The 21,964-nt window shown below is 43.0% G+C and carries 27 protein-coding genes and 3 pseudogenes; 11 read left to right on the plus strand and 19 right to left on the minus strand.

The window, feature by feature from the left end; genetic code table 11:
- Positions 1-34 precede the first annotated feature (34 nt).
- A complete protein-coding gene (locus ACZ49R_RS06090) occupies positions 35-640 on the minus strand; it encodes a hypothetical protein (RefSeq protein WP_464732373.1) in 606 nt (201 codons plus the stop codon).
- Positions 641-749: 109 nt separating this feature from the next.
- On the opposite strand from ACZ49R_RS06090, the gene ACZ49R_RS06095 reads away from it, so the two are divergent.
- Genes ACZ49R_RS06095 through ACZ49R_RS06110 form a run of 4 tightly spaced genes read left to right on the plus strand, consistent with a single transcriptional unit; the run spans position 750 to position 4,023 of the window.
- Positions 750-2,495 carry a succinate dehydrogenase/fumarate reductase flavoprotein subunit gene (locus tag ACZ49R_RS06095; protein ID WP_464732374.1) on the plus strand — a complete coding sequence of 582 codons (1,746 nt, stop codon included), beginning with the start codon at positions 750-752 and terminating at the stop codon, positions 2,493-2,495.
- A 1-nt stretch (position 2,496) separates the two neighbouring features.
- Entirely contained in the window at positions 2,497-3,210 is a 714-nt protein-coding gene (locus ACZ49R_RS06100; RefSeq protein WP_464732375.1) for a succinate dehydrogenase iron-sulfur subunit, read from the plus strand.
- A gap of 13 nt (positions 3,211-3,223) precedes the next feature.
- Positions 3,224-3,691 carry a succinate dehydrogenase/fumarate reductase transmembrane subunit gene (locus ACZ49R_RS06105; protein ID WP_464732376.1) on the plus strand — a complete coding sequence of 156 codons (468 nt, stop codon included), beginning with the start codon at positions 3,224-3,226 and terminating at the stop codon, positions 3,689-3,691.
- Positions 3,688-4,023, plus strand: coding sequence for a succinate dehydrogenase (locus tag ACZ49R_RS06110; RefSeq protein ID WP_464732377.1), 336 nt, complete (start codon positions 3,688-3,690; stop codon positions 4,021-4,023). Before ACZ49R_RS06105 ends, ACZ49R_RS06110 begins: the two co-directional genes overlap by 4 nt.
- Before the next feature lie 78 nt (positions 4,024-4,101).
- Here ACZ49R_RS06110 and ACZ49R_RS06115 read toward each other — a convergent pair whose 3' ends face one another.
- Both ACZ49R_RS06115 and ACZ49R_RS06120 read right to left on the minus strand, forming a co-directional pair.
- A complete protein-coding gene (locus ACZ49R_RS06115; RefSeq protein ID WP_464732378.1) occupies positions 4,102-4,872 on the minus strand; it encodes a DNA polymerase sliding clamp in 771 nt (256 codons plus the stop codon).
- 202 nt (positions 4,873-5,074) lie between these two features.
- Positions 5,075-5,448: pseudogene (locus ACZ49R_RS06120) on the minus strand (zinc ribbon domain-containing protein); the annotation flags it as partial.
- Positions 5,449-5,724: 276 nt separating this feature from the next.
- Here ACZ49R_RS06120 and ACZ49R_RS06125 point away from each other — a divergent pair.
- A pseudogene (locus ACZ49R_RS06125) lies at positions 5,725-5,918 on the plus strand (zinc ribbon domain-containing protein); the annotation flags it as partial.
- Here the strand turns inward: ACZ49R_RS06125 and ACZ49R_RS06130 are convergent.
- The 3 genes from ACZ49R_RS06130 to ACZ49R_RS06140 all read right to left on the minus strand — a co-directional run bounded on the left by ACZ49R_RS06130 (position 5,918) and on the right by ACZ49R_RS06140 (position 8,568).
- The gene (locus ACZ49R_RS06130) at positions 5,918-7,048 is read right to left on the minus strand and encodes a PUA domain-containing protein (RefSeq protein ID WP_464732379.1); all 1,131 of its coding nucleotides are present in this window, start codon (positions 7,046-7,048) and stop codon (positions 5,918-5,920) included. The pseudogene ACZ49R_RS06125 and the gene ACZ49R_RS06130 sit on opposite strands and share 1 nt — an antisense overlap.
- The gene (locus ACZ49R_RS06135) at positions 7,045-7,362 is read right to left on the minus strand and encodes a hypothetical protein (protein WP_464732380.1); all 318 of its coding nucleotides are present in this window, start codon (positions 7,360-7,362) and stop codon (positions 7,045-7,047) included. Before ACZ49R_RS06135 ends, ACZ49R_RS06130 begins: the two co-directional genes overlap by 4 nt.
- A gap of 108 nt (positions 7,363-7,470) precedes the next feature.
- Complete coding sequence (locus ACZ49R_RS06140) at positions 7,471-8,568, minus strand: S-methyl-5-thioribose-1-phosphate isomerase (RefSeq protein WP_464732381.1); 1,098 nt, start codon at positions 8,566-8,568, stop codon at positions 7,471-7,473.
- A gap of 434 nt (positions 8,569-9,002) precedes the next feature.
- On the opposite strand from ACZ49R_RS06140, the gene ACZ49R_RS06145 reads away from it, so the two are divergent.
- Entirely contained in the window at positions 9,003-9,365 is a 363-nt protein-coding gene (locus tag ACZ49R_RS06145; RefSeq protein WP_464732382.1) for a hypothetical protein, read from the plus strand.
- Here the strand turns inward: ACZ49R_RS06145 and ACZ49R_RS06150 are convergent.
- The 11 genes from ACZ49R_RS06150 to ACZ49R_RS06200 all read right to left on the minus strand — a co-directional run bounded on the left by ACZ49R_RS06150 (position 9,318) and on the right by ACZ49R_RS06200 (position 17,052).
- A complete protein-coding gene (locus ACZ49R_RS06150) occupies positions 9,318-9,920 on the minus strand; it encodes an endonuclease NucS domain-containing protein (RefSeq protein WP_464732383.1) in 603 nt (200 codons plus the stop codon). The genes ACZ49R_RS06145 and ACZ49R_RS06150 overlap by 48 nt on opposite strands.
- A gap of 24 nt (positions 9,921-9,944) precedes the next feature.
- Positions 9,945-10,235 (minus strand): ArsR/SmtB family transcription factor, encoded by a 291-nt coding sequence (locus tag ACZ49R_RS06155; protein ID WP_011762414.1) that lies wholly within the window; start codon positions 10,233-10,235, stop codon positions 9,945-9,947.
- A complete protein-coding gene (locus ACZ49R_RS06160; protein WP_464732384.1) occupies positions 10,232-11,401 on the minus strand; it encodes an ORC1-type DNA replication protein in 1,170 nt (389 codons plus the stop codon). Before ACZ49R_RS06160 ends, ACZ49R_RS06155 begins: the two co-directional genes overlap by 4 nt.
- A 65-nt stretch (positions 11,402-11,466) precedes the next feature.
- On the minus strand, positions 11,467-11,736 hold the full coding sequence (locus tag ACZ49R_RS06165) for a DUF3195 domain-containing protein (protein WP_464732385.1): 270 nt from the start codon (positions 11,734-11,736) through the stop codon (positions 11,467-11,469).
- An 11-nt stretch (positions 11,737-11,747) separates the two neighbouring features.
- Positions 11,748-13,019: a replication factor C large subunit gene (locus ACZ49R_RS06170; protein ID WP_464732386.1), complete on the minus strand. Its 1,272-nt coding sequence runs from the start codon at positions 13,017-13,019 to the stop codon at positions 11,748-11,750.
- Positions 13,019-14,008 carry a replication factor C small subunit gene (locus tag ACZ49R_RS06175; protein ID WP_464732387.1) on the minus strand — a complete coding sequence of 330 codons (990 nt, stop codon included), beginning with the start codon at positions 14,006-14,008 and terminating at the stop codon, positions 13,019-13,021. Before ACZ49R_RS06175 ends, ACZ49R_RS06170 begins: the two co-directional genes overlap by 1 nt.
- Before the next feature lie 29 nt (positions 14,009-14,037).
- A complete protein-coding gene (locus ACZ49R_RS06180) occupies positions 14,038-14,712 on the minus strand; it encodes a 30S ribosomal protein S7 (protein ID WP_464732388.1) in 675 nt (224 codons plus the stop codon).
- A 60-nt stretch (positions 14,713-14,772) separates the two neighbouring features.
- Positions 14,773-14,979 (minus strand): hypothetical protein, encoded by a 207-nt coding sequence (locus ACZ49R_RS06185; protein WP_011762408.1) that lies wholly within the window; start codon positions 14,977-14,979, stop codon positions 14,773-14,775.
- A gap of 67 nt (positions 14,980-15,046) precedes the next feature.
- Positions 15,047-15,268, minus strand: coding sequence for a winged helix-turn-helix transcriptional regulator (locus ACZ49R_RS06190; protein WP_011762407.1), 222 nt, complete (start codon positions 15,266-15,268; stop codon positions 15,047-15,049).
- Positions 15,269-15,667: 399 nt separating this feature from the next.
- A complete protein-coding gene (locus ACZ49R_RS06195; protein WP_464732389.1) occupies positions 15,668-16,060 on the minus strand; it encodes a hypothetical protein in 393 nt (130 codons plus the stop codon).
- A gap of 215 nt (positions 16,061-16,275) precedes the next feature.
- Positions 16,276-17,052, minus strand: coding sequence for an ATPase domain-containing protein (locus tag ACZ49R_RS06200; protein WP_011762405.1), 777 nt, complete (start codon positions 17,050-17,052; stop codon positions 16,276-16,278).
- 119 nt (positions 17,053-17,171) lie between these two features.
- On the opposite strand from ACZ49R_RS06200, the gene ACZ49R_RS06205 reads away from it, so the two are divergent.
- Positions 17,172-17,555: a hypothetical protein gene (locus ACZ49R_RS06205; RefSeq protein WP_464732390.1), complete on the plus strand. Its 384-nt coding sequence runs from the start codon at positions 17,172-17,174 to the stop codon at positions 17,553-17,555.
- On the opposite strand, the gene ACZ49R_RS06210 is transcribed toward ACZ49R_RS06205, so the two are convergent.
- Positions 17,536-18,225: a molybdenum cofactor biosynthesis protein gene (locus ACZ49R_RS06210; protein WP_011762403.1), complete on the minus strand. Its 690-nt coding sequence runs from the start codon at positions 18,223-18,225 to the stop codon at positions 17,536-17,538. The genes ACZ49R_RS06205 and ACZ49R_RS06210 overlap by 20 nt on opposite strands.
- A 104-nt stretch (positions 18,226-18,329) precedes the next feature.
- Here ACZ49R_RS06210 and ACZ49R_RS06215 point away from each other — a divergent pair, with 104 nt between their 5' ends.
- The 4 genes from ACZ49R_RS06215 to ACZ49R_RS06230 are packed head-to-tail and all read left to right on the plus strand — an operon-like array spanning position 18,330 to position 21,730.
- Complete coding sequence (locus ACZ49R_RS06215; RefSeq protein ID WP_464732391.1) at positions 18,330-19,604, plus strand: FAD-dependent oxidoreductase; 1,275 nt, start codon at positions 18,330-18,332, stop codon at positions 19,602-19,604.
- Positions 19,601-19,891, plus strand: a complete 291-nt coding sequence (locus tag ACZ49R_RS06220) for a ferredoxin family protein (protein WP_011762401.1) — start codon at positions 19,601-19,603, stop codon at positions 19,889-19,891. Before ACZ49R_RS06215 ends, ACZ49R_RS06220 begins: the two co-directional genes overlap by 4 nt.
- Before the next feature lie 4 nt (positions 19,892-19,895).
- Entirely contained in the window at positions 19,896-20,690 is a 795-nt protein-coding gene (locus tag ACZ49R_RS06225; protein WP_464732392.1) for an electron transfer flavoprotein subunit beta/FixA family protein, read from the plus strand.
- Between the two features lie 2 nt (positions 20,691-20,692).
- The gene (locus ACZ49R_RS06230) at positions 20,693-21,730 is read left to right on the plus strand and encodes an electron transfer flavoprotein subunit alpha/FixB family protein (RefSeq protein ID WP_011762399.1); all 1,038 of its coding nucleotides are present in this window, start codon (positions 20,693-20,695) and stop codon (positions 21,728-21,730) included.
- Positions 21,731-21,825: 95 nt separating this feature from the next.
- Here ACZ49R_RS06230 and ACZ49R_RS06235 read toward each other — a convergent pair.
- A pseudogene (locus ACZ49R_RS06235) lies at positions 21,826-21,942 on the minus strand (transposase); the annotation flags it as partial.
- Positions 21,943-21,964 lie beyond the last annotated feature (22 nt).

The raw sequence follows: 21,964 nt of genomic DNA on the forward strand, positions 1-21,964 counted from the left end.
TTTACTAAATACTTGAGGTCTTATATATTTTACTTTACTGTATTTTTAGCCCGTGTGGACAGAAGTATTCTATACCTAAGTCTCTATATACGTGCGAAACGGCGCCATACATAACCACTGGCTTGCCCAATTCTTTAGCTTTTCTCGCCAATTGGGCTATATCGATACGATCTAAAACTCCAGGAGCTACAACTACAACTTGCGTCTTTTCTAGCCACTGATATGGATTTGATACATCTACAAAGTCGTAGGGAACAAGTCTACCCTCTTCATCAGCAACTATGCCCTCAGATAGAGAAAATAAAACACTGGCAACTTTTTTGTTAAATCCGACGAGTAATATAGGGCCGCCGTATTTAGTTAGTACATACTCAGCGAGTTTTTTAACACATCTTTCGGCATCTCCAGATTTACAAACTTTTAATGCCTTTATACCCCTCTCCCTCTGCCTAGATAATACATCTATACACACTCTTAACACAGGGTCTCTAGACGCCGTTTCCAAATCATAGACACCTGATCTAACGCTTGCATTAAGTGGAATATCTGCACATATGTCATCTATGCAACACCTAGCTAATACCTGCCCTTCGCAAACATCTACCCCATCTTGTCTTATTATGGATACACTTAGCCTCACTTTCTTTTTTGGAAATGTAGTTAAAAACCTTGTAGCCTTTAAGTAAGTTAATATAGCCTTAGACTATAGTCGAAATATAATAATATATACCGGCTACCTCTGGATTTCCATGGAAATTTTAAAATACGACCTCGTAATAGTGGGGTCGGGAATTGCCGGCTTGCGTGCTGCTACAGCTGCTGCTTGGACTAGCGGCGGCAAGATCTCCATTGCAATATTGTCAAAGGTACAGGCAATGCGCAGCCATAGCTTATCTGCCGAAGGCGGTATGTCGGCAGTTCTATACCCTGAAAAGACAGGGGACTCTCTTGAATTACATGCCTATGACACAGTTAAGGGTAGCGATTTTCTCGCAGATCAAGACGCTGTACAGATATTAGTAGAATACGCCCCCAGAGAGGTGCGCTATTTAGAGAGAATCGGCGTACCTTGGAGCCGAGAGCCAGATGGGCGAATTTCACAGAGACCTTTTGGTGGGATGTCAATACCGCGTACAACATTTGCCGCCGATAAGACAGGCTTCTTCATTATGTCTACACTCTTTTCGGAAACCAGAAGGTTTGACAATATACATGTATTTCATGAACATTTTGTTACGAAGTTTATAGTTGAAAATGGCGAATTCAAAGGAGTTACTGCCTACGATTTAAAAACCGGCGAATTTAAACTCTTCTATGCCAAAGCCGGTATCATCGCGACAGGCGGTGCGGGCAGGCTATACCGCTTCACCACTACGGCACATTCAACCACTGGGGAAACTCTAGGGTATGCACTAAGAGAGGGCATCGCAATTAAAGACATGGAATTTGTCCAATGGCATCCCACAGCTCTCGTCCCCAGCGGCATACTTGTTAGTGAAGCCGCCAGAGGGGAGGGAGGTTATCTCATTAATAAAGAGGGAGAACGGTTTATGAAAAGATACGCCCCACAAAAGATGGAATTGGCGCCAAGAGATATAGTATCAAGGGCGATACTAACCGAATGTGCAGAGGGGAGGGGCTTCCAACATGAAACAGGTATGTGTTACGTAGGTCTGGATCTTAGACACTTGGGAGAGGAGAAGATAAACAAAAGGATACCATTTATACGCGAACTGGCACATAAGTATGCAGGTATCGATGTATTCTCAGAGCCAATCCCGGTAAGACCTGCAGTACACTACACAATGGGAGGTATACACACAGATACGTGGGGCCGTGTATTGACCGCAGACGGCAAGTGGATTAAGGGCCTTTGGGCCGCTGGCGAGGCGGCAGCCGTAAGTGTTCACGGAGCAAACCGTCTTGGCTCTAATTCACTAAGCGAATGTTCAGTATGGGGGCGGTTGACAGGCGAACAAGCTGCAAAATACGCAATGGAGACCCCGGCTCTTGCATCTCCTAGCGAAAAACTGTTAGATATAGCAAAGAGAGAGGAAAGTAGAATCTTTGACGTGTTACTTCACAAAGAGGTCAATGCGCCTAGTCCTTATGAGGTTAAAAGACAGCTCAATGACATAATGGAAGAACATTTTGGACCATTTAGACATGCGTCCTCAATGGCCGAGGGGCTCGCCAAACTTAAAAAACTTAGGGAGTATAAGTCGTTTAGAGTGATTGATAGCAGTAAAGTCTACAATCAGAATCTAAAAGATGCCTTAGAGGTCGATGGAATGATAGACCTAGCGCTCGTCATAGGAGTGGGCGCATATACAAGAACTGAGTCTAGAGGAGCGCATTATAGACTTGATTACCCGAGGAGAGACGACGTCAATTGGCTGAAACATACAGTAGCTTATCTCTACGGGGGAGAGATCAAGCTCACATATACTCCGGTTACAATAACTAAGTGGAAACCAGAGGAAAGGAAGTACTAATATGAAGTCAGTAGTAATAAAAATAAAAAGATACGACGGTAAAAAGAGTTGGTGGCAGGAGTATAAAGTTGAGGCGCCGTCGGAAAGAGTCTCTGTGCTAGATTTTCTACTTAAAGTCAAAGAAGAACAAGACCCTACACTTGCAGTACGCTATAGTTGTCGCATGGCTATATGTGGCTCATGTGGCATGGTTATAAATGGCGTACCTCGCCTGGCGTGTCAAACATTGCTCTCTGATTTAAAAACGGACGTAATAACAATAGAGCCCTTGTGGAATCATAAAGTGATAAAAGACCTAGTTGTAGATTTAGAGCCTGATTTTGAAAAAGTTAAGAAGATAAAACCCTATATAATTCGTGACATAAAAGAAATCTATGAAACAGACAGAGAATTTGGGCAAAAGCCCGAGGAGTTAGACAAATACTACAACTTTGCCTATTGTATTCAATGTGGCTTATGTATGGCCGCTTGCCCTGTTGTTGCCACCCACGAGAGATTTCTCGGGCCTATGGCACTCAATGCTGCATATAGATGGAGCGCGGATAGCAGAGACCAAGGCTGGAAAGAGCGAGCTAAAATCATCGACGTAGAAGAGGGCGTATGGGGTTGCCACCTGGCTTATACGTGTAGCGCTGTTTGTCCACGTGGTGTCGATCCAGGTTTTTCAATACAATTACTGAAAGCTGCATTATTAAGACGTGCAAAAAGGCCTTAGTATGTTTAGACATATGGCTAAAGAAGGAATTAATAAAAATACTGAAGTTGGTACTATGAGATCTGGCATGGGGTTAGGCGAGTGGTTTAGATATGTAAACTATGAGAGGCTCTTCTTCACAATACAAAGAGTCAGCGGCATATATCTAGTCTTGTATTTATTTGGACGTGTATTTTCAGACGCATTTTTAGGGTGGGAGGTTACGGAGAGTTTTGACGCAACTCCGTTGGGTAAGCTACTCGGCGCTCTCTTTTTTATATTCATCGTATTCCATGGTCTCAACGGCCTTAGAGTAGCGTTAGTAGAGTTCGGAGTCATAAAGGGCTGGCCGATTAGAGACCCGATAAAGCCGCTCCCAGCTTTAAGAACGTCAAAACTTCATAAACTATATATAGCCTTTATGATATTAGTGGGCCTAGCCGCTGTGGTATATATGCCATATTTAACATTCTTTGGACAACATTTCTACGTGGGACCATGAGAGAGAGCACCATTAGGTTGGTTTTCCTCCTAGCAGCTCTTTGGGTGTTGGTGGCAATACCAGTGCTCTTCATATCCACGTTACCGCTAGATGTTATAATGACTACAAACCCCATCACTATATATCCACATGGGTTTGGAAAGCTAAACTACAACCTTAGATACGTAGAAGCTACTATAGCTACTGGTTGGGTAATCCACGGCGGACTAGGAGTTAGGAGGATACTTGCTGAGTTTGTAAAAACTAAACGAGGGATGAAAATACTTGACGCATTTACAGTTGTCTTAATAGTTGTAGTGTGGATTTCGGCAGTATATGCATTATTTAAATAATCAGTTTTGGTGTCTATCTTCACTTTTCAGCAATACCAGCTAACATCACGTTCTTCTTCAGAAACAGAATTTTATTTTTTAGTCTACTCTAGGTGCTATAACCGCCGTAAAAGTCCCCGTGGTGAATTCATACGTCAACTTAAGTGGTTTATTTGATGAGAGCTCAACTTTAACACGTTTAGACAAACTCTTCATCTTACTGCTGATGTCTTTAAGCGTCTCTACGCTATATTTTGAAGACGCCGAATTTTCCAACGAGATATTGAATATAGACTCACTCTCTTGACTTAACTCAGCCTCAGCAACTTTTCCGCCTTCACCAATGCCTTTAAATATAACTTTGTCTGGCGTCGCCGTTATCTGTATCCAATCAGATACCTCCTCTACCATAGATAATATGTCGTCAAAAACGCCGGAGTCTATCTCAAAAGATGCTTCAAAGGTTAACGCGAGCTCTGGAACTTCTTCTTCAACTACCTGTACTATTGGAAATGAAAAACGTCTTGTTAAGCCGACCTCCTTCCCTCTCTTTGGATATACATATAGGGAGAATCTATTATTCTCTTTATCGACCTCTAGCTCTAGTTTTTCTGTCGCACCTATACGCTTAATGACGTCTTTTATTGTGGTAAAGATAAGGCCTACCCTTGTTTCCTCCTCTATAAAATAATCCTCAAGAGATGCGGCGTGAAATATTAAATCAAATAGCACGGTCTTTGTAGGATCGAGCGCTTTGAGTACAATACCCTCTTGGGAGAAAATTAGGGACGCCTCTGGTAGAGTTTTAACGAGCACCTCAAATGCATAGCGTGGCTCTTTCCCCTTTGGAAATAAAGCCCTAACAACCATATTGTTTTTGCCGCATGAAAATATATAAGTATTGGCATAATACTCAAGCGAAGATTTTTTAATTCCAAAATCTTGGTCTCCTAGAACTGCTTGTTCACAAAACCTAAGGCTTACTTAAGCTACCTTGCTACTTTTATGCAATAGTTGGCTTATTACACCCCATTTCTGGCTCATTACACTGTTGATAGTACTCACTCCCAAAGATGTCGACAAAGACGGCCGTACTCATGTCTCTCTCGTTCTCAACTCTCAGTTGGGTGTTTAACGGAACCGCCCTGTGGAACGCCACGTCGCGCCAGAATACTTTGGTTTGGTTTATGAAATACTGCTTGAGTCCGTACTTTGGGAACGTCTCCTCGATAATCTTGTACGCCAACTCCCGCCTGTCGGGAGTAAGCAAGCAGTCAAGCTCCTCTGTCGTGAGCTTAGACCTTCCTGCCCCACGACCTCCTTTAACAGTCTTCTCACATACTTCTCCACCGCTGGGTGCATACGCGTCACGAGGTTTAGGATGTCTGGCCTCTCCTCGACAAGACACCAGGGGATTTCAACCCTCAGCGTTCTGTATGCGTACATGTGCATATATGTGGCGAGACAGAAATTTCTGTTAGTTATAAGGAGTACAAGAGAGTAAGCCGAAAGTTCCAACCGCGAGGACGGGCGCGGCCGGCTGCTCGCAACACCGGCGCCGTCGCTAAACTGCCTCAAGCCTTACTCCCACTGGCAATACCCGTTGCACTGTTGATACTAGACGCCGTGAGGAGAGTAAAACAAACTAGTTTTCCCACTAGGAATGAGATACGGAAGGAGTCCGTACTCTCCTAGCTTTTCTTTTCTACACCACATGTGCCTATGAACCAAACGTACAGGATGCTGAAAGTAACGATACCGTGGCGGTTTGTGGAAGAGAGACCCACGTCCTAAACCTTGTGACGAGGATGTACTTGGCTGCAGAGGAGTATGTGAGAAGACTGTTAAAGGAAGTGATGAGACAAGACGAGCCGAAACTCACGACTGAGGAGCTAGACGCTATATTGACTAAAGACTAACGCCGGCGGCGTAAAAGCGCAATGAAGAAACCAGGCGTATTATGTATGTGAGGTAAGAATCTTCTACATTCTGGACATCCCCACCCAGGGGCGCCTATTTCTAATCCTGTATCAACGGGCTCTGCGCCTACTTTCCTTATAACATCCTCATTTTCTATATACGTAAGTGTGCAGGTGGAGTATATGACCGTCGGTGCTATCTTAAGTGCTGTCTTGAGAAACTGGATCTGATATCTAGATAACGTCTTAGCCATCTCTATAGTCACCTTATGATAAATCTTGGGGCGCACCCCTATGTCTGTACAAGGCGGGTCTACTAGAGCCAAATCGGCCACCAAGCGGGGAAAGTCTCTATCTAAATATCTACTGTCATGTAAAACGACGTCAATTCTATCGGCTAGACCTAGTCTCTCAACCTCTTCTTTTAGCTTTTCTATTTTTGGCCAAGATCTATCTACAGCTATTATACGTAGCCCTATCTGAGCTAAATGTGTAGCCTTTCCGCCTGGCGCAGCGTTGAGATCTACCGCTGTAGAAGCTCTTACCCTCTTTGCCACATGTCCCACAGCTATTGCCGGAAGACTTTGGCTATACAACAAGCCTTCTTTATACTCAGGTAAGTCTCTTATCTTTGGTGCTTTGTAAAGAGATTTTTCTACCTTTATATACAACCCCCTCCGGGTCTTTAAGATTTCATCACTATCTACAACAGCAGTTCCAAAGGCAACGACTACGCCGTTGTCTGACACTATATTTACTTCGTCGCCTTCCTTGACGTGATCTGTCTTTACGATACCAGGTGCGTAAAGATCCGCACCTAGCATTACGCTTTCTGCAGCTTTTTTATCAACTATGACTTGTTTCCTGGCTGTCGGTATGTCAAAAGGCCCCTCTATAGGAAGCCATAGGGCATCGTCAAAATGTTCGTCCGGGTATGCCTGAACTCCCCTGGAGTTTAATCTCTTAATTAGGTCTCTACGGCTTATCTTCGTAGTATTTACCCTTATATAATATCTAGAGGGGGGCTTTGTGACAGAGTGAAAAAGCGCATCTATTTCGTTATCGGAGAGATATTCGAGAAAGTGTTTATAGAGCCCATAATCTATTTCTATACCGTATAGGTTCATTCATGTAGTATTTTTATGAGAATTTCCTTTGCTCTTTCGGGATCTCTACGAACCAGTTGCCACAGTTCGTCATCGGCTTTTAAAATATATCTATATGTCTTATTTCTCTTTGATTGATATTCTGTTGATAAAAATTTATATCTTGATAATTTTTGTAGGAATCTTGCTGTCTTTAAAATAGCACCATGGTCGGAGCCTAGTCCCGCCAATTTTGCTAATGACGTTGCTTTTATACTTACTACTTTCCCTCTTGCGTTAATTAGAAGAAGAATTAAAGCTTCGACAAGTCTTTTTTCTAGGATTTCGAATCGCATTGCAATATAGGATTTGCATTACTTAAAAATTTTATCACATTTGTACAGTATATTTACGAAGACCGTACTTTAAAATACTATAGGCGTATCTTTTCGCCATTTTTTATATTACATATTCAACAATTTGCGAAGGTTTTTATATAACGGCTGTGTCGCTATGCCTTTTTCTGTAATGATCCCAGTGATATACTTAGGCGGTGTGACGTCAAATACTGGGTTGTAGACAGGGACTTCTTTTAATGTGACATATACTATGCCTTGGTTAGATCTAGCTGTACGTACCTCATCTGGATCTCTCTCCTCTATCTCGACGTCTTCTACTCTACTTTTTGGATCTATTGTACTTGTCGGCGCTAGTACGTAAAATGGAATTCCAAATTCATGAGCAAGTACGGCCTCATTGAGCGTACCTATTTTGTTGTATACATGGCCGTCTAAAAGAATGCGGTCTGCGCCGACCATGACGATATTCACAAGGCGCTTAAGCATTACAAGACCCACGGCTGTATCAGCTATGAGTTTTGTCGGCACGCCGTTTTGAATAAGCTCATACACCGTAAGTCTGGCGCCTTGTTGCCAAGGCCTAGTCTCTGGCGCAACTACGGATACCTGTTTTCCTAACATCATAGAGACATAGATAGGGGCAGTTGCAGTACCTAAGCCGGTTCCTGTCGCAAGTCCTCCTGCATTGCAAATCGTAAGCACTGTGTCACCATTTTCTAAAAGCTCGGCGCCGTAAAGCCCTATCCTGATTTCGGCATCGAGTTCTTCTTCGAAAATTCTTTTGGCTTCCTCCTCTAGGGCGGATTTAAGCTCGTCTACTGTTGCCGTTGATGTAGCTATTTCTGTTGCTTTGTTATACATACGTTCAAGTGCCCAGAAGAGATTGACAGCTGTGGGTCTAGTTTTAGCTAGTGTCTCCTTTGCTGACATGAGCGTGTTTAACGCCTCCTCTACTGTCCTGGGCTTTTTCTCAACTAGCGAGAGAACCATCCCAAATGCCGCCGTTATGCCAATGGCAGGTGCACCTCTAACTACCATGTTGCGTATAGCTTCAGCGACATCGGCGACGGTTCTTGCTTCGAAATATCTGGTTTCAAATGGCAGAAATCTCTGGTCTAGTAGTACTAACTTGTCACCTTTCCACTCTATTGGCTTAATCTTTGGTCTAAACTTCCTTTTCAGTTCCTCCACTAGTTTCTCCATAGGCGGAAAACTATAATAGTAAATATCTTTATTATTGCCAACTGAAGTAGACCACCGTAACCGTCATGACAACGTAGAGCGTCACAGACAGAAGCGTTGCTAAGTTCGCCGTCCATATTTCGACCAACGGCGGGTTTTAAAAGCGAGAGAAAAGCATAACTTGACGTTCAACGTCTCCGATTGTCAAGGTTATGCATTTCTCGTTTTCTGGTCTTCGTTTTGGGAACAATGAACACAAAACGTCTCGGCCGCAACCCTCTACGACGTTAGACAGATGAGAAAGAGGCTGAAAAAGTTGGCGCAATGGTATTGACTGTCCTATCTTAAGGAGCATCTTCGAAACTCTTTAGAGCACCTAGGAGGCCCGGACGGCTGGCGCCCTTCCTAAGGGGTGACCCGCCCTATGTCCATAAGATATCCCTGTCCTCTACCTGATGCCAGGCTATGAGGTCTTTGAGCTCTACCAGAGGCTGGAAGAGGACGTGGTGAGGGATTTCGGCGAGGCCATGCCCGAGAGAATGAGCTATATGCTCAAACTTGTCACAAAGGTCGGGATCCCCGTGGACACTGTCGTGATTAACAACACGTGGAGCGACACCAGGGCCGTGTCTACAATGCCGGGGATGAACGCATTGCTTATAACAACAGCCTTGATGGCGACCAACAACACCAACTCTCACTTGACGAAAGCTAGTACAGGTTGTAAACTCCGGCAAGAGACGACGTCCAAGATTTCTGCAATGATAATTTTAGAGGGGAGAGTAGCCGTAATTAAGCAACTTACAAAGCTTCGGTAAATGCGTTATTAATCTGACAACTGTAGTCAGTAGTTCGTAATTTCTCGCTTCTCTTGGTATTTTGTTGAATAGGTTATCACAGTTTATTTTCTCACAAAGACACTGGATGTCTGGACAGTTTTTTATCGCCTCTATTTCGTGTCTCTCAAGGGCTGTAGCGGTCGTAACAACTGTGGTTAAGAATCTCGCAAAAGCATTTGTAAATACGGTATATAAATCATCTATTGAGAGAAATACGTAATCGGGTAGAAGGACGACCTCTACGCCCAATTCTTTTGCAAGTTGTCGTGCGTTTTCGTCGGCATATCCTCGCGCTATAATAAGAGGTTTTGCGCCAATTAATTTTGCATTTATATAGGCTTGCCGTATCCCGCTAATATCTACTCTGCCAGCCTTTACCTCTATGGCGTAAGTATTGCCGTTTTCGTCTGTAGCAAGTATGTCGATTTCTCCAACTTCTACTCCATTACGATATATCTTATAGCGTATAGTTTTTGGTATAAGGCCTAATGCTGGAAGTAAATCTACAACATAACGCTCAAAACGCGCCCCCATGTTGCCTATGAGTATTGTCTCTTTTTATTCATATGTTACATCGGCTTTACCTCTTTTTATACTCTCATCGGCTTGTTTTAATGCATTTACCAACATTTTGACAAGTTCTGAGTTCCGTAATTTTACTAGCCTAATACGGCCTATTCGTCTCTCTTCAACTAATCCATAACTAGCTAAAAGCTTTATGTGGGAGATTAGCTGGCTATAATTTGTCTCTAACCGCTTTGCCAGTTCTGTGGCATTTATTTCGCCCATTTCCCAGAGGGCCAGAATTATGCGTATACGGAGCGGGGAGCCGAGGATCTTCTCTATCATCTAAGTTCCTCGTTTATCATCCGTACGAGAACTGCTTCTAGAGTCTCTAAAGGCTCTGTGCCTATGGATATCAACGTAGTACGTCCGCGCACCCCCTCGCCTTTTTTGTTCTGTCTCGTCTCAATTATTCCCTTTTCTTTTAAATCCCCAAGGTATGTCCATAGTTGGCTATGTACTCTAGGTCTTTCTCTATATTCTTCACATATCATTTTATAAACTTCTTCTGCTTCTCCGAAAGTTACATATGGGGCGCGTGTTGACTTAAGCGTTCTAACGATAGCTAGTAGGAAAATTTTCTCGTGGAGCGGCAGCCCTTGTAAAACTTCTTCTGAAACGCCAAATAATACCTCTTTAGACGACTTTCTCACATCTTCTGGCATTATCTGTCTTCTGCCGCTTTGTTGAGCAATATGTGCAGCACGGTAAAGTATATCGATTGCCAACCTCGCATCTCCTCTGCTAGTATCTAGGTGGCTTTGGGCACCAGTTATATCGGCTATCATCTGAATTATCTCCTCGCTGTAGGACCCCTCGGCAAGTCCTAATTGTGCCCTCTCGTATAAAATATCAAAGATTTGGTCTTTAGTATATGGTGTAAAACGTATGATAGATTTGCCCATGATTCCTCGGGTAGACGGGTCTAGGCTGTTGAGTATAGTGTCGCTATGGCCTACAACGGCTAGGGCAATTCTAAATGCGCCTAGTTTATCAGTCTCTTGTCCAAGCCTTATGAATGTAGATAGTATATCTGGTGTAAAATTAAAGGCGTCGTCTAAGACCAACAGAAGATATAAATCTCTTTCACGTAGGTGTTCTATTAAAAGTGCTAAAAATTCGTCACGGCTTAGCCCACGTCTTGGAAATGGGATGTTGAGCGATTTAGCAATTTCGCCTATTATAGTTGTAAAATTTCGATATAGAAATCCATTTATGTATACAAAACGTGCTACCGCCTCGTTTTGCCGCAACTCCCATAATTTACGTATCGTTACAGTTTTTCCTGTACCAGGCCTGCCCAAGAGAGTTACTCTGGGATAGTAGTTGCCGGGGTTTCTGAGCCAGTTGCTAAGCATTTCATCTAGCTGTTGAAGTTGTTGTTCTCTATGTGGAAGTTTGGGAGGTACGTAGCTTGGCGAGAACACAGTCTCATTAATGATAATACCCATGTTGATATAAACGGGGCTTATTTAAATACTTTCAGACTACATATGACTCAATATAGAGGAGCATACTAAAAGTTTTTGTTAACACCGTCTCTCAGGCTTTTTAAATAAGGCTGTGATACGTCTCCACTATATTCTACTTTTTTAATTAGTGATCTGAAATATTTCATATTTATACAATAGTCTAGATATTCTACATATGTATAAACATATACTCTACCTACGGTAACTACTTTACATACTACCTCCTGATCATAGTAATATAAACAATCGCATAGATCTCTCGCAACTATAGCTTCTTTTTTAGGTACGGTATGTATAATAACAGCTTTACGCATCTCAAGACTTTTTAAAGTAGCAAATTCTTTATGTCTAGCGCACTTATCCCCAACGCCTTACTTAATCTATCTATTATGCTATGGTCTTTTTTTGCTATGGCCGAAAGAACATATATGAGTTCTGACTTGACAAAAGACTTAGAGACGTGTAAATTTTGTGCAAGATACTCTACTAAAGCTTCTCGTCGTCTTCTTGCCTCCTTAGATTTAGCAAGTAGTAAAAGTCTTTGTGGGAACCCATACTTAATAAATGGCGGTAGTCTTGGCTTATTTTTTACTTGAGATATGCCGCCTAGAGAGAGCTCCAAAGCGTATGGCAGAAGCTCCCATTCTTGTGTTTTTTTAATCCTTCCGAGAAACATGTCGGCTTTACTAAGCCTGTCGTACGCAATAGCCATAAGTTCGAGGTCTTTATATACTGTTGGTATTGTCTCAAGGGCCCACAAGAAATACTGTTCCCAATCAAAAGAGGGGTTAAAGGAGATTGCGCGTGCTTCATCGAACCATCTCGCTCTATATACCCTATCGAGAATTTCAAACATCGACAGCTGCGGGTTTCGCTCGCCAACCCGTTTTATATCGTCTACCGTAAGTATCTTTTTCCCACTTGATAAATACATCTGTAGGTCGTTTATTGCAGCTCTTAAATCGCCGAGGGAAGATTTAGCTATGCTCCTCAAGGCCTCTTCTTCACATTTAGCCCCCTCGTTGGCACATATTCTCCTAAGTACTTCTACTACATCATCCTCCGAAAGCCGTTTTAAATTTATAACCAATGCTATATCTCTCAGAGGTCTAAATTTGGGATCATAAGGATTATTTGCAGTCATTATCACGGGCACTTTTGCGATCTCTATGATTTCGACTATCGTCTCAAGTCCGCCTAGATCCTCTTTTACATGGAGCCCATCTACTTCGTCAAAGAGAACTAGTTTGCCTTCATAGCCAAATAGAGAGGCCTCTCTTAATCCCCTCCCCACCACCTGTTTAATTCTTTCGCCAGTTCTTACGTCGCTGGCATTAAGCTCTATAAGTTCGTACTTAATTTCTCTAGCTAACGCGTGGACAATGGTCGTCTTTCCAATGCCAGGGGGGCCAGCGAGTAGAACCGCTTTGGCCTCAACAATTTCTTTATCTTTCTTCTTAGCCCACCGTGTGCAGAATTCTCTAGGAGCTTTGAATTTAGCACATATCCAGGAGGCTAGCGTATATTTTGCCTCCTCTTGGTTTACAATTTCCTCAAACGTCTTCGGTCGGTATTTTTCAACCCAAGGAATTGCCATTACCTCTTTTTAGGCGGGGGGCTTGCGGCTCTTATTTTTTTACCTATAGAGCCAAGCTTGGCGAGGAAATATGATAATTGGATTTCCTCGTCGGCGCCTTGTGTTAATCTATAGTCAACATCGGCTAAAAGCTCTGCTACCTCTGCCTTTGTTTCATCGTCTAGAGACATACGGATAAGCTCTCTCTGAAACGCTCTAATGAAATCTACACCAGCTACGCCCTTGACGTACATAAGCTCTCTCATCTTTTCACGTGCCTTTAAATAATCGCCGCTAAGCGCTAAATTAAAGAGTTCCACTATATCGGTAGGTCTGATGGCGGCAGCTGCAGCGGCAACCACATTTCTATCAACTATCTTATTTGTTGCTGCAGCTACTTGTAATATGTTTATAGCTTTGCGCATATCTCCCTCAGAAAGCTCATATATCAAATCTATGGCATCTTCTTTAACTTCTACGCCCTCGCTCTTGGCGATATACTTAAGTCTCTCTGCCATTAAATGTCGCGGCATTGGAGAGAATCTAAATACTGCACATCTTGAAATTATGGGGTCTATGATACGTGAGACGTAGTTTGCCAGTAGTATGAATCTTGTGTTTTGTGCGTATATTTCCATTATTCTTCTTAGTGCTTGTTGTGCATCGCTTGTCATGTTGTCTGCTTCGTCTAGTATGACTAGTTTGAAGGGGGCTTTGCCTACTGGGGCTGTGCGGGCGAACTCCTTCACCCTCTCCCGTATCACGTTTATACCTCTCTCATCTGAGGCGTTGAGCTCTAGCGTATTCTCACGCCAATACTCGCCATAGAGCTCTCTCGCCAAGACAAGAGCCATGGTAGTCTTCCCAGTCCCAGGAGGGCCGTAGAAGAGGAGATGCGGCATATTACCACTCTTCACAAACTCCCTAAGCCGACTCTTAACCTCCTCCAAATCAACCACCTCATCAAACGAACGAGGACGATACTTCTCAAACCAAAACAACTCGGCCATGGTCTTATGTATATAGTGGTTAAAAACAGTTAGCGCGAGGCAGCGGCAATACGTTCAAGCTCTTCGCGCTTTCTAACTGCGTAACTTCTGGGGTCGTTTGATGCCGCTGCAATAATTTCGTCTGCAAGACACTCCTCTATAGGTTTTGGATTATTGAAGGAGCACGTCCTTGCACCTTCGGTAATCCAACGGAGGGCAAGATCTAGTCTTCTCTGTGGTGAGACATCTACAGAAACTGTGTAAGCAATACCGCCCATGATTATTCTCGTAACTTCCTCTCTAGGCGCTACGTTAATTATAGCATCTACCAATACTTGGATAGGATTCTGTCCAGTTTTATAATAAATGATATCAAAAGCTCTCTTAACAATATTATAAGCTTTATGTTTTTTGCCAGTATTACGTCCAGGTCTCATCATTAGGTTTATAAGACGTTCAACGATAGGTATTCTAGCCTTTCCAAACCTATGCTTCTGGTAGCGCCCCTCTGTGTGAGGCAATAGCACCGGCTTTAGACAGATATACCTTCGTAAGCCCGGGTCTTTCACTACGACATTTTCAAAACTCCACTTTCCAAACAACAGCACAGGTTCGCCGTTGAGAGTTTTTATGTCACGGGGGCATTCCTCTATGATGGGTACGTCGCCTATATACTCAATCTTAGTATGTTTTGGAAGTTGTTCGCCAAAGATGCTAGTCGACATACCATCGCCAATGAATTACCTAGTTTAAAAACTTTTGAATAAGCGATATGGCTAATAACCTTAGATTTGTTTTTCAGAGAGAAGCATATCAATCTTACGCTTTGTGTTTCTATACATATCTTCCAGACTGTTTACTAACCCCCTATATACCTCTAGATATGGTATATGTTCTATTTCCGCTATTTTTGTAGCTATGCTTAGTAAAGAAGAAGGTGAACACTCTATTCGATACTTTTCTCCGCGCCATGCAACAGTACACAAGCCCACGTAAATAAAACGCCATAATGTTATATTAATTTCACTTATGTTTGTGACTAGTAGGGGTAAATTGTAACTAATTCATTTTAAGTCTCCATTTAGTATTGCACCTATGACCTCCAAAACAATAACCTAGATATTCAACTATACCTTCTCTTCTTAACCTAGCTAATATAGCAGTTACAGAGCGTCTGTTTACGCCAAGTATTTTAGCTATATCTGCACTACTTAGTTCACCGTATTCTCTTAGCAAATTTATAATCTGTTCTGCAAGTTTATTTGCAGTAATATCGCGCATATGTTGCTTAACATATAGATATTTATATCTTTCGTAAAAATTGTAACCGCCGATGAATGCGGTCAGAGGATCGGAGCGGTGAAGAGCGGCTATAAATGAGGCAAACCGTTATGAGAGCCATAACAGGATTAATATGGTTATCGTACACCTTTCTCCGTTCTATCTGTGTGATCAGGTTGACGACAGTTATGCACAGAACTATGATAAACCCTATGTAGATACGTCCCCCAACCTCTGGCTGTGGCTTCATGCAGCCACATACTACTTAGCGAACGCCCTACATACCACACTTGGTTGGATTTTCTCATATTACAAGAGACGTCTTTAGCCCTAGGCCTTAACGATTTGAGGTTAAACGTCTGTGACTATAGCCACAAGACGTTTCTGTAGACAGTCCTCCTAGAATAGCCGAGACTTGGAAAGAAATAGGAGCTTTAGCGCAGCTTCTGCAGCTTGCGAAAATTTTGCCAGTTCTCCAAAGAACTTACGGGCTCTCTCTAAAAGAGGTAGAGGAGGCATTTTGTCAGGCTCGCCTTCAAACCACGTGATGCATCTATTAAACCAACAGATCTGTAAGTAATACAATACGCCATCTTCTAGGTCATATTCAGCCTCTGCCTCAAACAAGCCACGCCTCACATATATATACTCACCTATTATGGAGTTGTTATGTTTAATCAATGTCTTTCTTACCACTAAGCCTCTCCGACGTATTAACAACACGGGCACCTCAGACACGTATACGTATAGTAACAGAGCTATATCGCCATTACCTATAGATTTAGAAGACAAGTGTAATATTGGAGGGAAGCTTTATTTGGCTCTTTAAATAAAGTTTATATTCAGGGGTTGTGAGTTATGATGAAGACGGGATATTATGACATGTGGTGAAGATACGAACCCCTCTGATATTATAACCGTAGTCTCTCGGGCGGGGTTTTTAATGACAGACGTAGGCTCTTCATGTAAAATGTGTATTATAATTGTCCATTAGAGTGAAATGGCGATTATAGAGTTGGTAGGTAGGTGACCGGGACTAGAGGCTCTTTAACTTGGCCTTTTACCACAACGCCAATTTTTGGGACAATCTCTATTTCATAAATCCCCGGGTGGACAGGACTCCACCGCATTTTTCTTATAAACATTACCCTCTTGAAATTTCCGTCACGAGTTTTCGCTATACCCATTATAAACACTCCCGTCGCTAGAAACTCCTCAACTCCATACCTACTTATTGCGCCAGAACCAGAGGGTATTTCGGTAGTAATGATATTGGTCGTCCCTATCTCTCTCTCTATGCTCATAACTAATACCCTGATATATTCCCTAAGTACTTGTACATCTTTGTCAAGCGAGACAAGCGGCGCGATAGGGTCAATAACCAGTCTCTGGGCGTTTAGTGCAACGACGTATTCACGAATAGATGCAACTAGCGACTTGGCAATCGCGGTCGGATCTTTCTCTCTAATACGCTCTACAATATCCATCTCCGGCACTAAAACCTCGATAAGTCCTTTAGCTCTTAGTTCTTCAATATCCCATCCAAATCTCCTAGCGCCTTCTACAAACTGCTCGTATGTCTCATCTACGGATATATATATGCCGGGTTCCCCATATTTTAACGCACCTTGTATGAGAAACGTGAGTGCGGTTAAAGTTTTGGCCGTCCCTGTTTCGCCAGAGATCAAATACGTTCTGCCCCTAATAAATCCGCCCCCTATTGTAACATCAAGCCCCTCAATTCCTGTGGGTGTAGTTTCATAGTAAAGATGTGACTCGCCCACGGCACTTATTACCAACTTGTTTAAATACTCAACGTCCTGTATATAGCTTTGCTTGGCGCTCTAAAGAGGGCATTGTTTTATTGACAACTCTATTTTAAATACAGATGCTGCATATCTAAGTGGTGAACGTACTTGAGGAAAAAGTGAGGAGTCTAAATAAGCTACGTGTATACATGTTGATAGAATCTACAAGTTCTGAAATAGGCAGAGAGATAGGGAATTTTTTCTCAGAAGCGTTAATAAAACCCATAGAGGTAAGAGCCGGAGGTATCCATATTGCTCTCTCTTTCCTATGGAGTCTCTTAAGCCGTGTTGCTAGACAACTAGAAGAGGTCGGCGAGCAAGTTATTGACATAGAATTTGACCACGGAAAAACCACTGTAGTGACTAAAAGCGGCTACGCCATAAACATAGTAATTAAAGTGAAACAAAACCAATATGTGTCAGAGATAGAAGGTTTTGTCGATGTGGAAGAGTCTCCCTTCAAGATTGAGGACTTCTAGGCACTCTTTTACCATCACCCAGAACCCAAAATTCGCCGTCGTCTCTACGTTCGAGTTTAAATATCGGCACTTCATGCTTTACTCTCTCTAGCGCTTCTCGGGCGACTTTAAAAGCTATATCGCGGTTTATAGCAGAAACAAAAACATATATAGTGGTATCCCCTGGCTTAAGCGAACCAACCACGTGGTAGATTCTTACATCAAGAACACCCTCTTGCTCTCTAGCCCATTTTTCTATCTCATCTATCTTAAACGATGCATATGGTTCATATGCCTCATACTCTAGTGTGTTTACCCAAGCGCCGTTTACCTTACCTTTGACATAGCCTACAAAAATCACCACGCCGCCACCGCCTTGCAGTGCAGTTTTTCCTATGATGTCCGCCACTTCACGGTTTAAATCCAGAGAGCCCTGTATGATTTTTCCGCCGCCGCTTACCGGAGGCATAAATGCAACTTCATCACCATCCTTTAGTATATAGTTATTGTCAACAGTACGGCCGTTGACTAGTATCAAAAGCTCTTCTCTAAAAACCTCTGCCTTGGGATATGTCTTAAAAAACCATTCGATCAATTGCGACATTGACGTACCGTTTTTTAGATCTAGCTCTTCACGTATCTTCCCCGTTATATCTCTTAATACAGAAAAGTATTTTATAACTATACGCATAGAGTTACGTCATTATCCGTTTTAAAACGTTCATCTTATATTAGGAATAAAAATTCGCGCAGAGGCGAACCACATATATATTTATTGGGTAGAAGTCGCACGTCATGAAATTCGACGTAGCCATAGTGGGGGCTGGTCCCGCGGGATTAGCCGCGGCTTATAAATTGGCATCTGCCGGTTTTAAAGTAGTAGTATTAGAAAGGGGCAGAGAGCCGGGAGCTAAGGAGCTCTACGGCGGCCGTATATACGCCTATTGGCTCGATAAATATCTACCGGAGTTTCGTAAAGATGCGCCAGTTGATAGATGGGTTAGAAAAGAGCGTGTTACATTTCTCACAGATGATAAAGCACTAACGCTCGAGTTTTCAATCGTAGAAAAAGAAAAGACAAGCTTTATTGTGCCGCTTGTTTCTTTCGTCTCCTGGATGGCTAAATTAGCGCAAAATGCTGGAGCAAAAATAGTAACAGAGATTACAGTAGACAGACTTGTAAAAGATGACAAAGGCAGATTTATAGGGGTTCAATCTGGTTCTGATACGCTACACGCAAACTATGTTATAGACGCAGAGGGCGTTAATAGGCTTCTTCTTGAGAGGGCTGGGATAGTTAGAAAGCTAGAGCCAGAGGTCGTGGCAGTCGGCGTTAAGGAGGTGTTAAAATTTGAAAACAAGAAAACTCTTGAAGAAAGGCTTGGCTTAGGCGAAGATGAGGGGCTTGCGTGGGCTATCGCTGGCTATCCCACCGAATACCTGCCTGGCGGCGGGTTTATATACACATATAAGGACTCTCTTGCACTTGGTGTCGTTGTTTATCTAAGAAATTGGTCAAAGTTAAAAACGCCAGTGTACGACTTAGCTGAGAGGCTTAGATTACATCCGTATATAGCGCCTTTAGTTAAAGGCGCTACTCTTCAGGAGTATGGAGGACACATGACACCAGTGGCGGGTATCAACATGTCTCCTCCACGTCTCTATTATGATGGGTTATTGATAGTGGGAGATGCCGCCGGGTTCTTGCTACACACAGGGGTATTAATCAGAGGGGTGGACTTTGCCATAGCCTCTGGCGTTCTCGCGGCAGAGGCTATACGGGAGGCACGTAGTCCTTCTGCAGAGGATTTATCAATATATGAGAAGAAGCTAAGGAATAGCTTCATACTGCCGCAGCTTGAGAAATATAGGAAGGCTGACAGATTGTTAAGCGACGAAACCCTTTTTAGAGATTTAACACTGTTGTCGACAGAGACGGCACATAAGTATTTCAACGTAGACGAAAACCATAGGACACTATTTGAGGCACTACGCGATGCGTCGAAAAAGACTAAGGTAAACCTAGTAAAATTAATGATAAATATGCTAAGAATGGCGAAAAGTCTATGAGTCTAAAGTACTTTACAATAGAGGAGAGACTAAATGCAAACGCCTGGGACGTAGACATACATAGGCCACATATAAAGATCAAGGATCTTGAACAGTGTAGAAAATGTGAAAAAAAGCCTTGCACCTACATGTGTCCAGCGAAATGTTATGTTCAACAAGGCGACTATGTAGTCTTAAGCACAGAGGCTTGTGTAGAGTGTGGAACATGTCGTGTTGTTTGCCCATACAATAACATAGAGTGGAACTATCCACGTTCAGGAATGGGAATATGGTACAGATTTACGTGAGACTATGAAAATTGTAGTACTCACAAAAGCAGCTGTCCCACTTTCTTCAGCCATAAAGATAGATCCTAAAACCGGCACGCTTGTAAGAGAGGGGGTTCCTCTCACGGTAAACGTATGGGATAGAGATGCAGTAGAGTTTGCATTAAAACTGAGAGATAGATATGGAGGCGAGGTCATAGCACTATCTATGGCTCCGCCCAGTGGGATCCCCGCTCTAGAGAGCTTAATAGGTATGGGAGTAGATAGGGCAATACTGGCGTCGGATAGAGTTTTTGCAGGAGCTGACACCTGGGCCACTGCACATGTATTAGCAAAAACCATTGAAAAATACATACCTGATTACGACTTAGTTGTAACTGGCGAAGAGACGATAGACAGTACTACGGCACATATAGGAGCTCAGACAGCTAGCTGGTTAGGGGTGCCATATGTCTATTACGTATATGACGCAGAGGTAAAGGGAAGGACATTGATTGTCAGACGCTTTTTAGAAGATGAGGGTGTAGATGAAGTATATGAAGTTGAGATGCCCGCAGTAATATCCATATTAAAAGGCTCCCAAGTACCTAGAGAGATAAAACTAAGTCGTAAGCTTAATGCAAGGGAGCGCATCCAGATAGTAAGTAATAAAGAACTTAATCTTGAGCAAGATTGCGTAGGTCTCCGCGGTAGCCCAACTATGGTGGCTGGCATGGCGCCTGCAACGTATCCACCTAGGAAGAAAGTGGTCATACAGGGAGAGCCACGTGAGGTAGTGAAGAAAATAATTGAAATATTAAAACAAGAGGGAGTGTTGTAGCTATGCCTTGCTCACTTTGGCCTCCAATAAAGAAGGAGGAATATAAGGGCGTTTGGGTTTACCTTGAGAGAGAGGGGGATAGGCTTAAGGACGTAGGATTGGAGCTTTTAGGAAAGGCAAGAGATCTTGCACAAAAGCTCGGCGGTGCTGAAGTAGGGGGAGTAATAGTTGCAGGAACCGAAGAGATGGCACGTGAAGCTATTTACCACGGAGCCGACAAAGTGGTTATAATAGACAACCCAGAGTTGAAGATCTACACGCCGAAAGAATATGCAGAAGCGATAGCTACAGTCGTTCAAAAGTATAAGCCAGAGATCTTCTTAATAGGTGCTACAAAACGCGGAAGAGAGTTAGCGGCATATATTGCAAACACCTTAACGACAGGTATAACCGCCGACTGTACAGCACTTGAAATAGACCCGAAGACCCGTGATCTAATGCAGATACGTCCCACGTTTGGCGGGACGCAATTAGCTACTATAAAAACGCCCCAGAGAAGGCCGCAGATGGCCAGTGTTAGACCTGGCGTTTTTCCAAAGCCTCCACGTGATACTAACAGAACGGGAGAGATAATCATAGAAAAAGTGGAGGTTACTAGAAAGACCCGCCTCATATCTGTAGAGAAGAGACTTGAGAAAGATGTTGCAGATTTACCTCCTGTAGAGTCAGCAGATGTTGTTGTGGCGGGAGGCAGAGGCCTAGGTTCCGCCGACGGGTTTAAACTCCTCATAGAGCTGGCAAAGCTACTGGGGGGTACTGTAGGCGCCTCACTTATGGCTGTACGTGCAGGCTGGGCCCCCCACACAAGGCAGATAGGACAGACAGGAAAGACCATTAGGCCGAGACTTTATATCGCGGTAGGTATAAGCGGCGCCATTCAACATCTAATGGGTATTTTGGAAGCAAAAACCATTGTGGCAATAAACCCAGATCCTCATGCGCCCATTATGGAGAACGCAGATTATGCAGTTGTAGGAGACTACAAACAAATTATTCCGCTTCTTATAGAGGAAATAAAGCGGTTAAAAAATCAGCAGTAATACCATTCTTCATTTTTCAGCGATCGGGGTCACCATCACTCCATCTAACCTAGAAATATTTTTATAAAAATCTGTTTCTCATGAAATCACGGGCCCCTTATATACTCCTCCACCGCTAGATGCACATGCATCATAAGGTCTAGGACGTCTGGTCTCTCCTCGACAAGACGCCATGGTATTTTCACCTTTAAAGTTCTGTATATTTGGCTCATGGACGCATATGGCATGGGAGAG

It is taken from the genome of Pyrobaculum organotrophum, assembly GCF_055384425.1.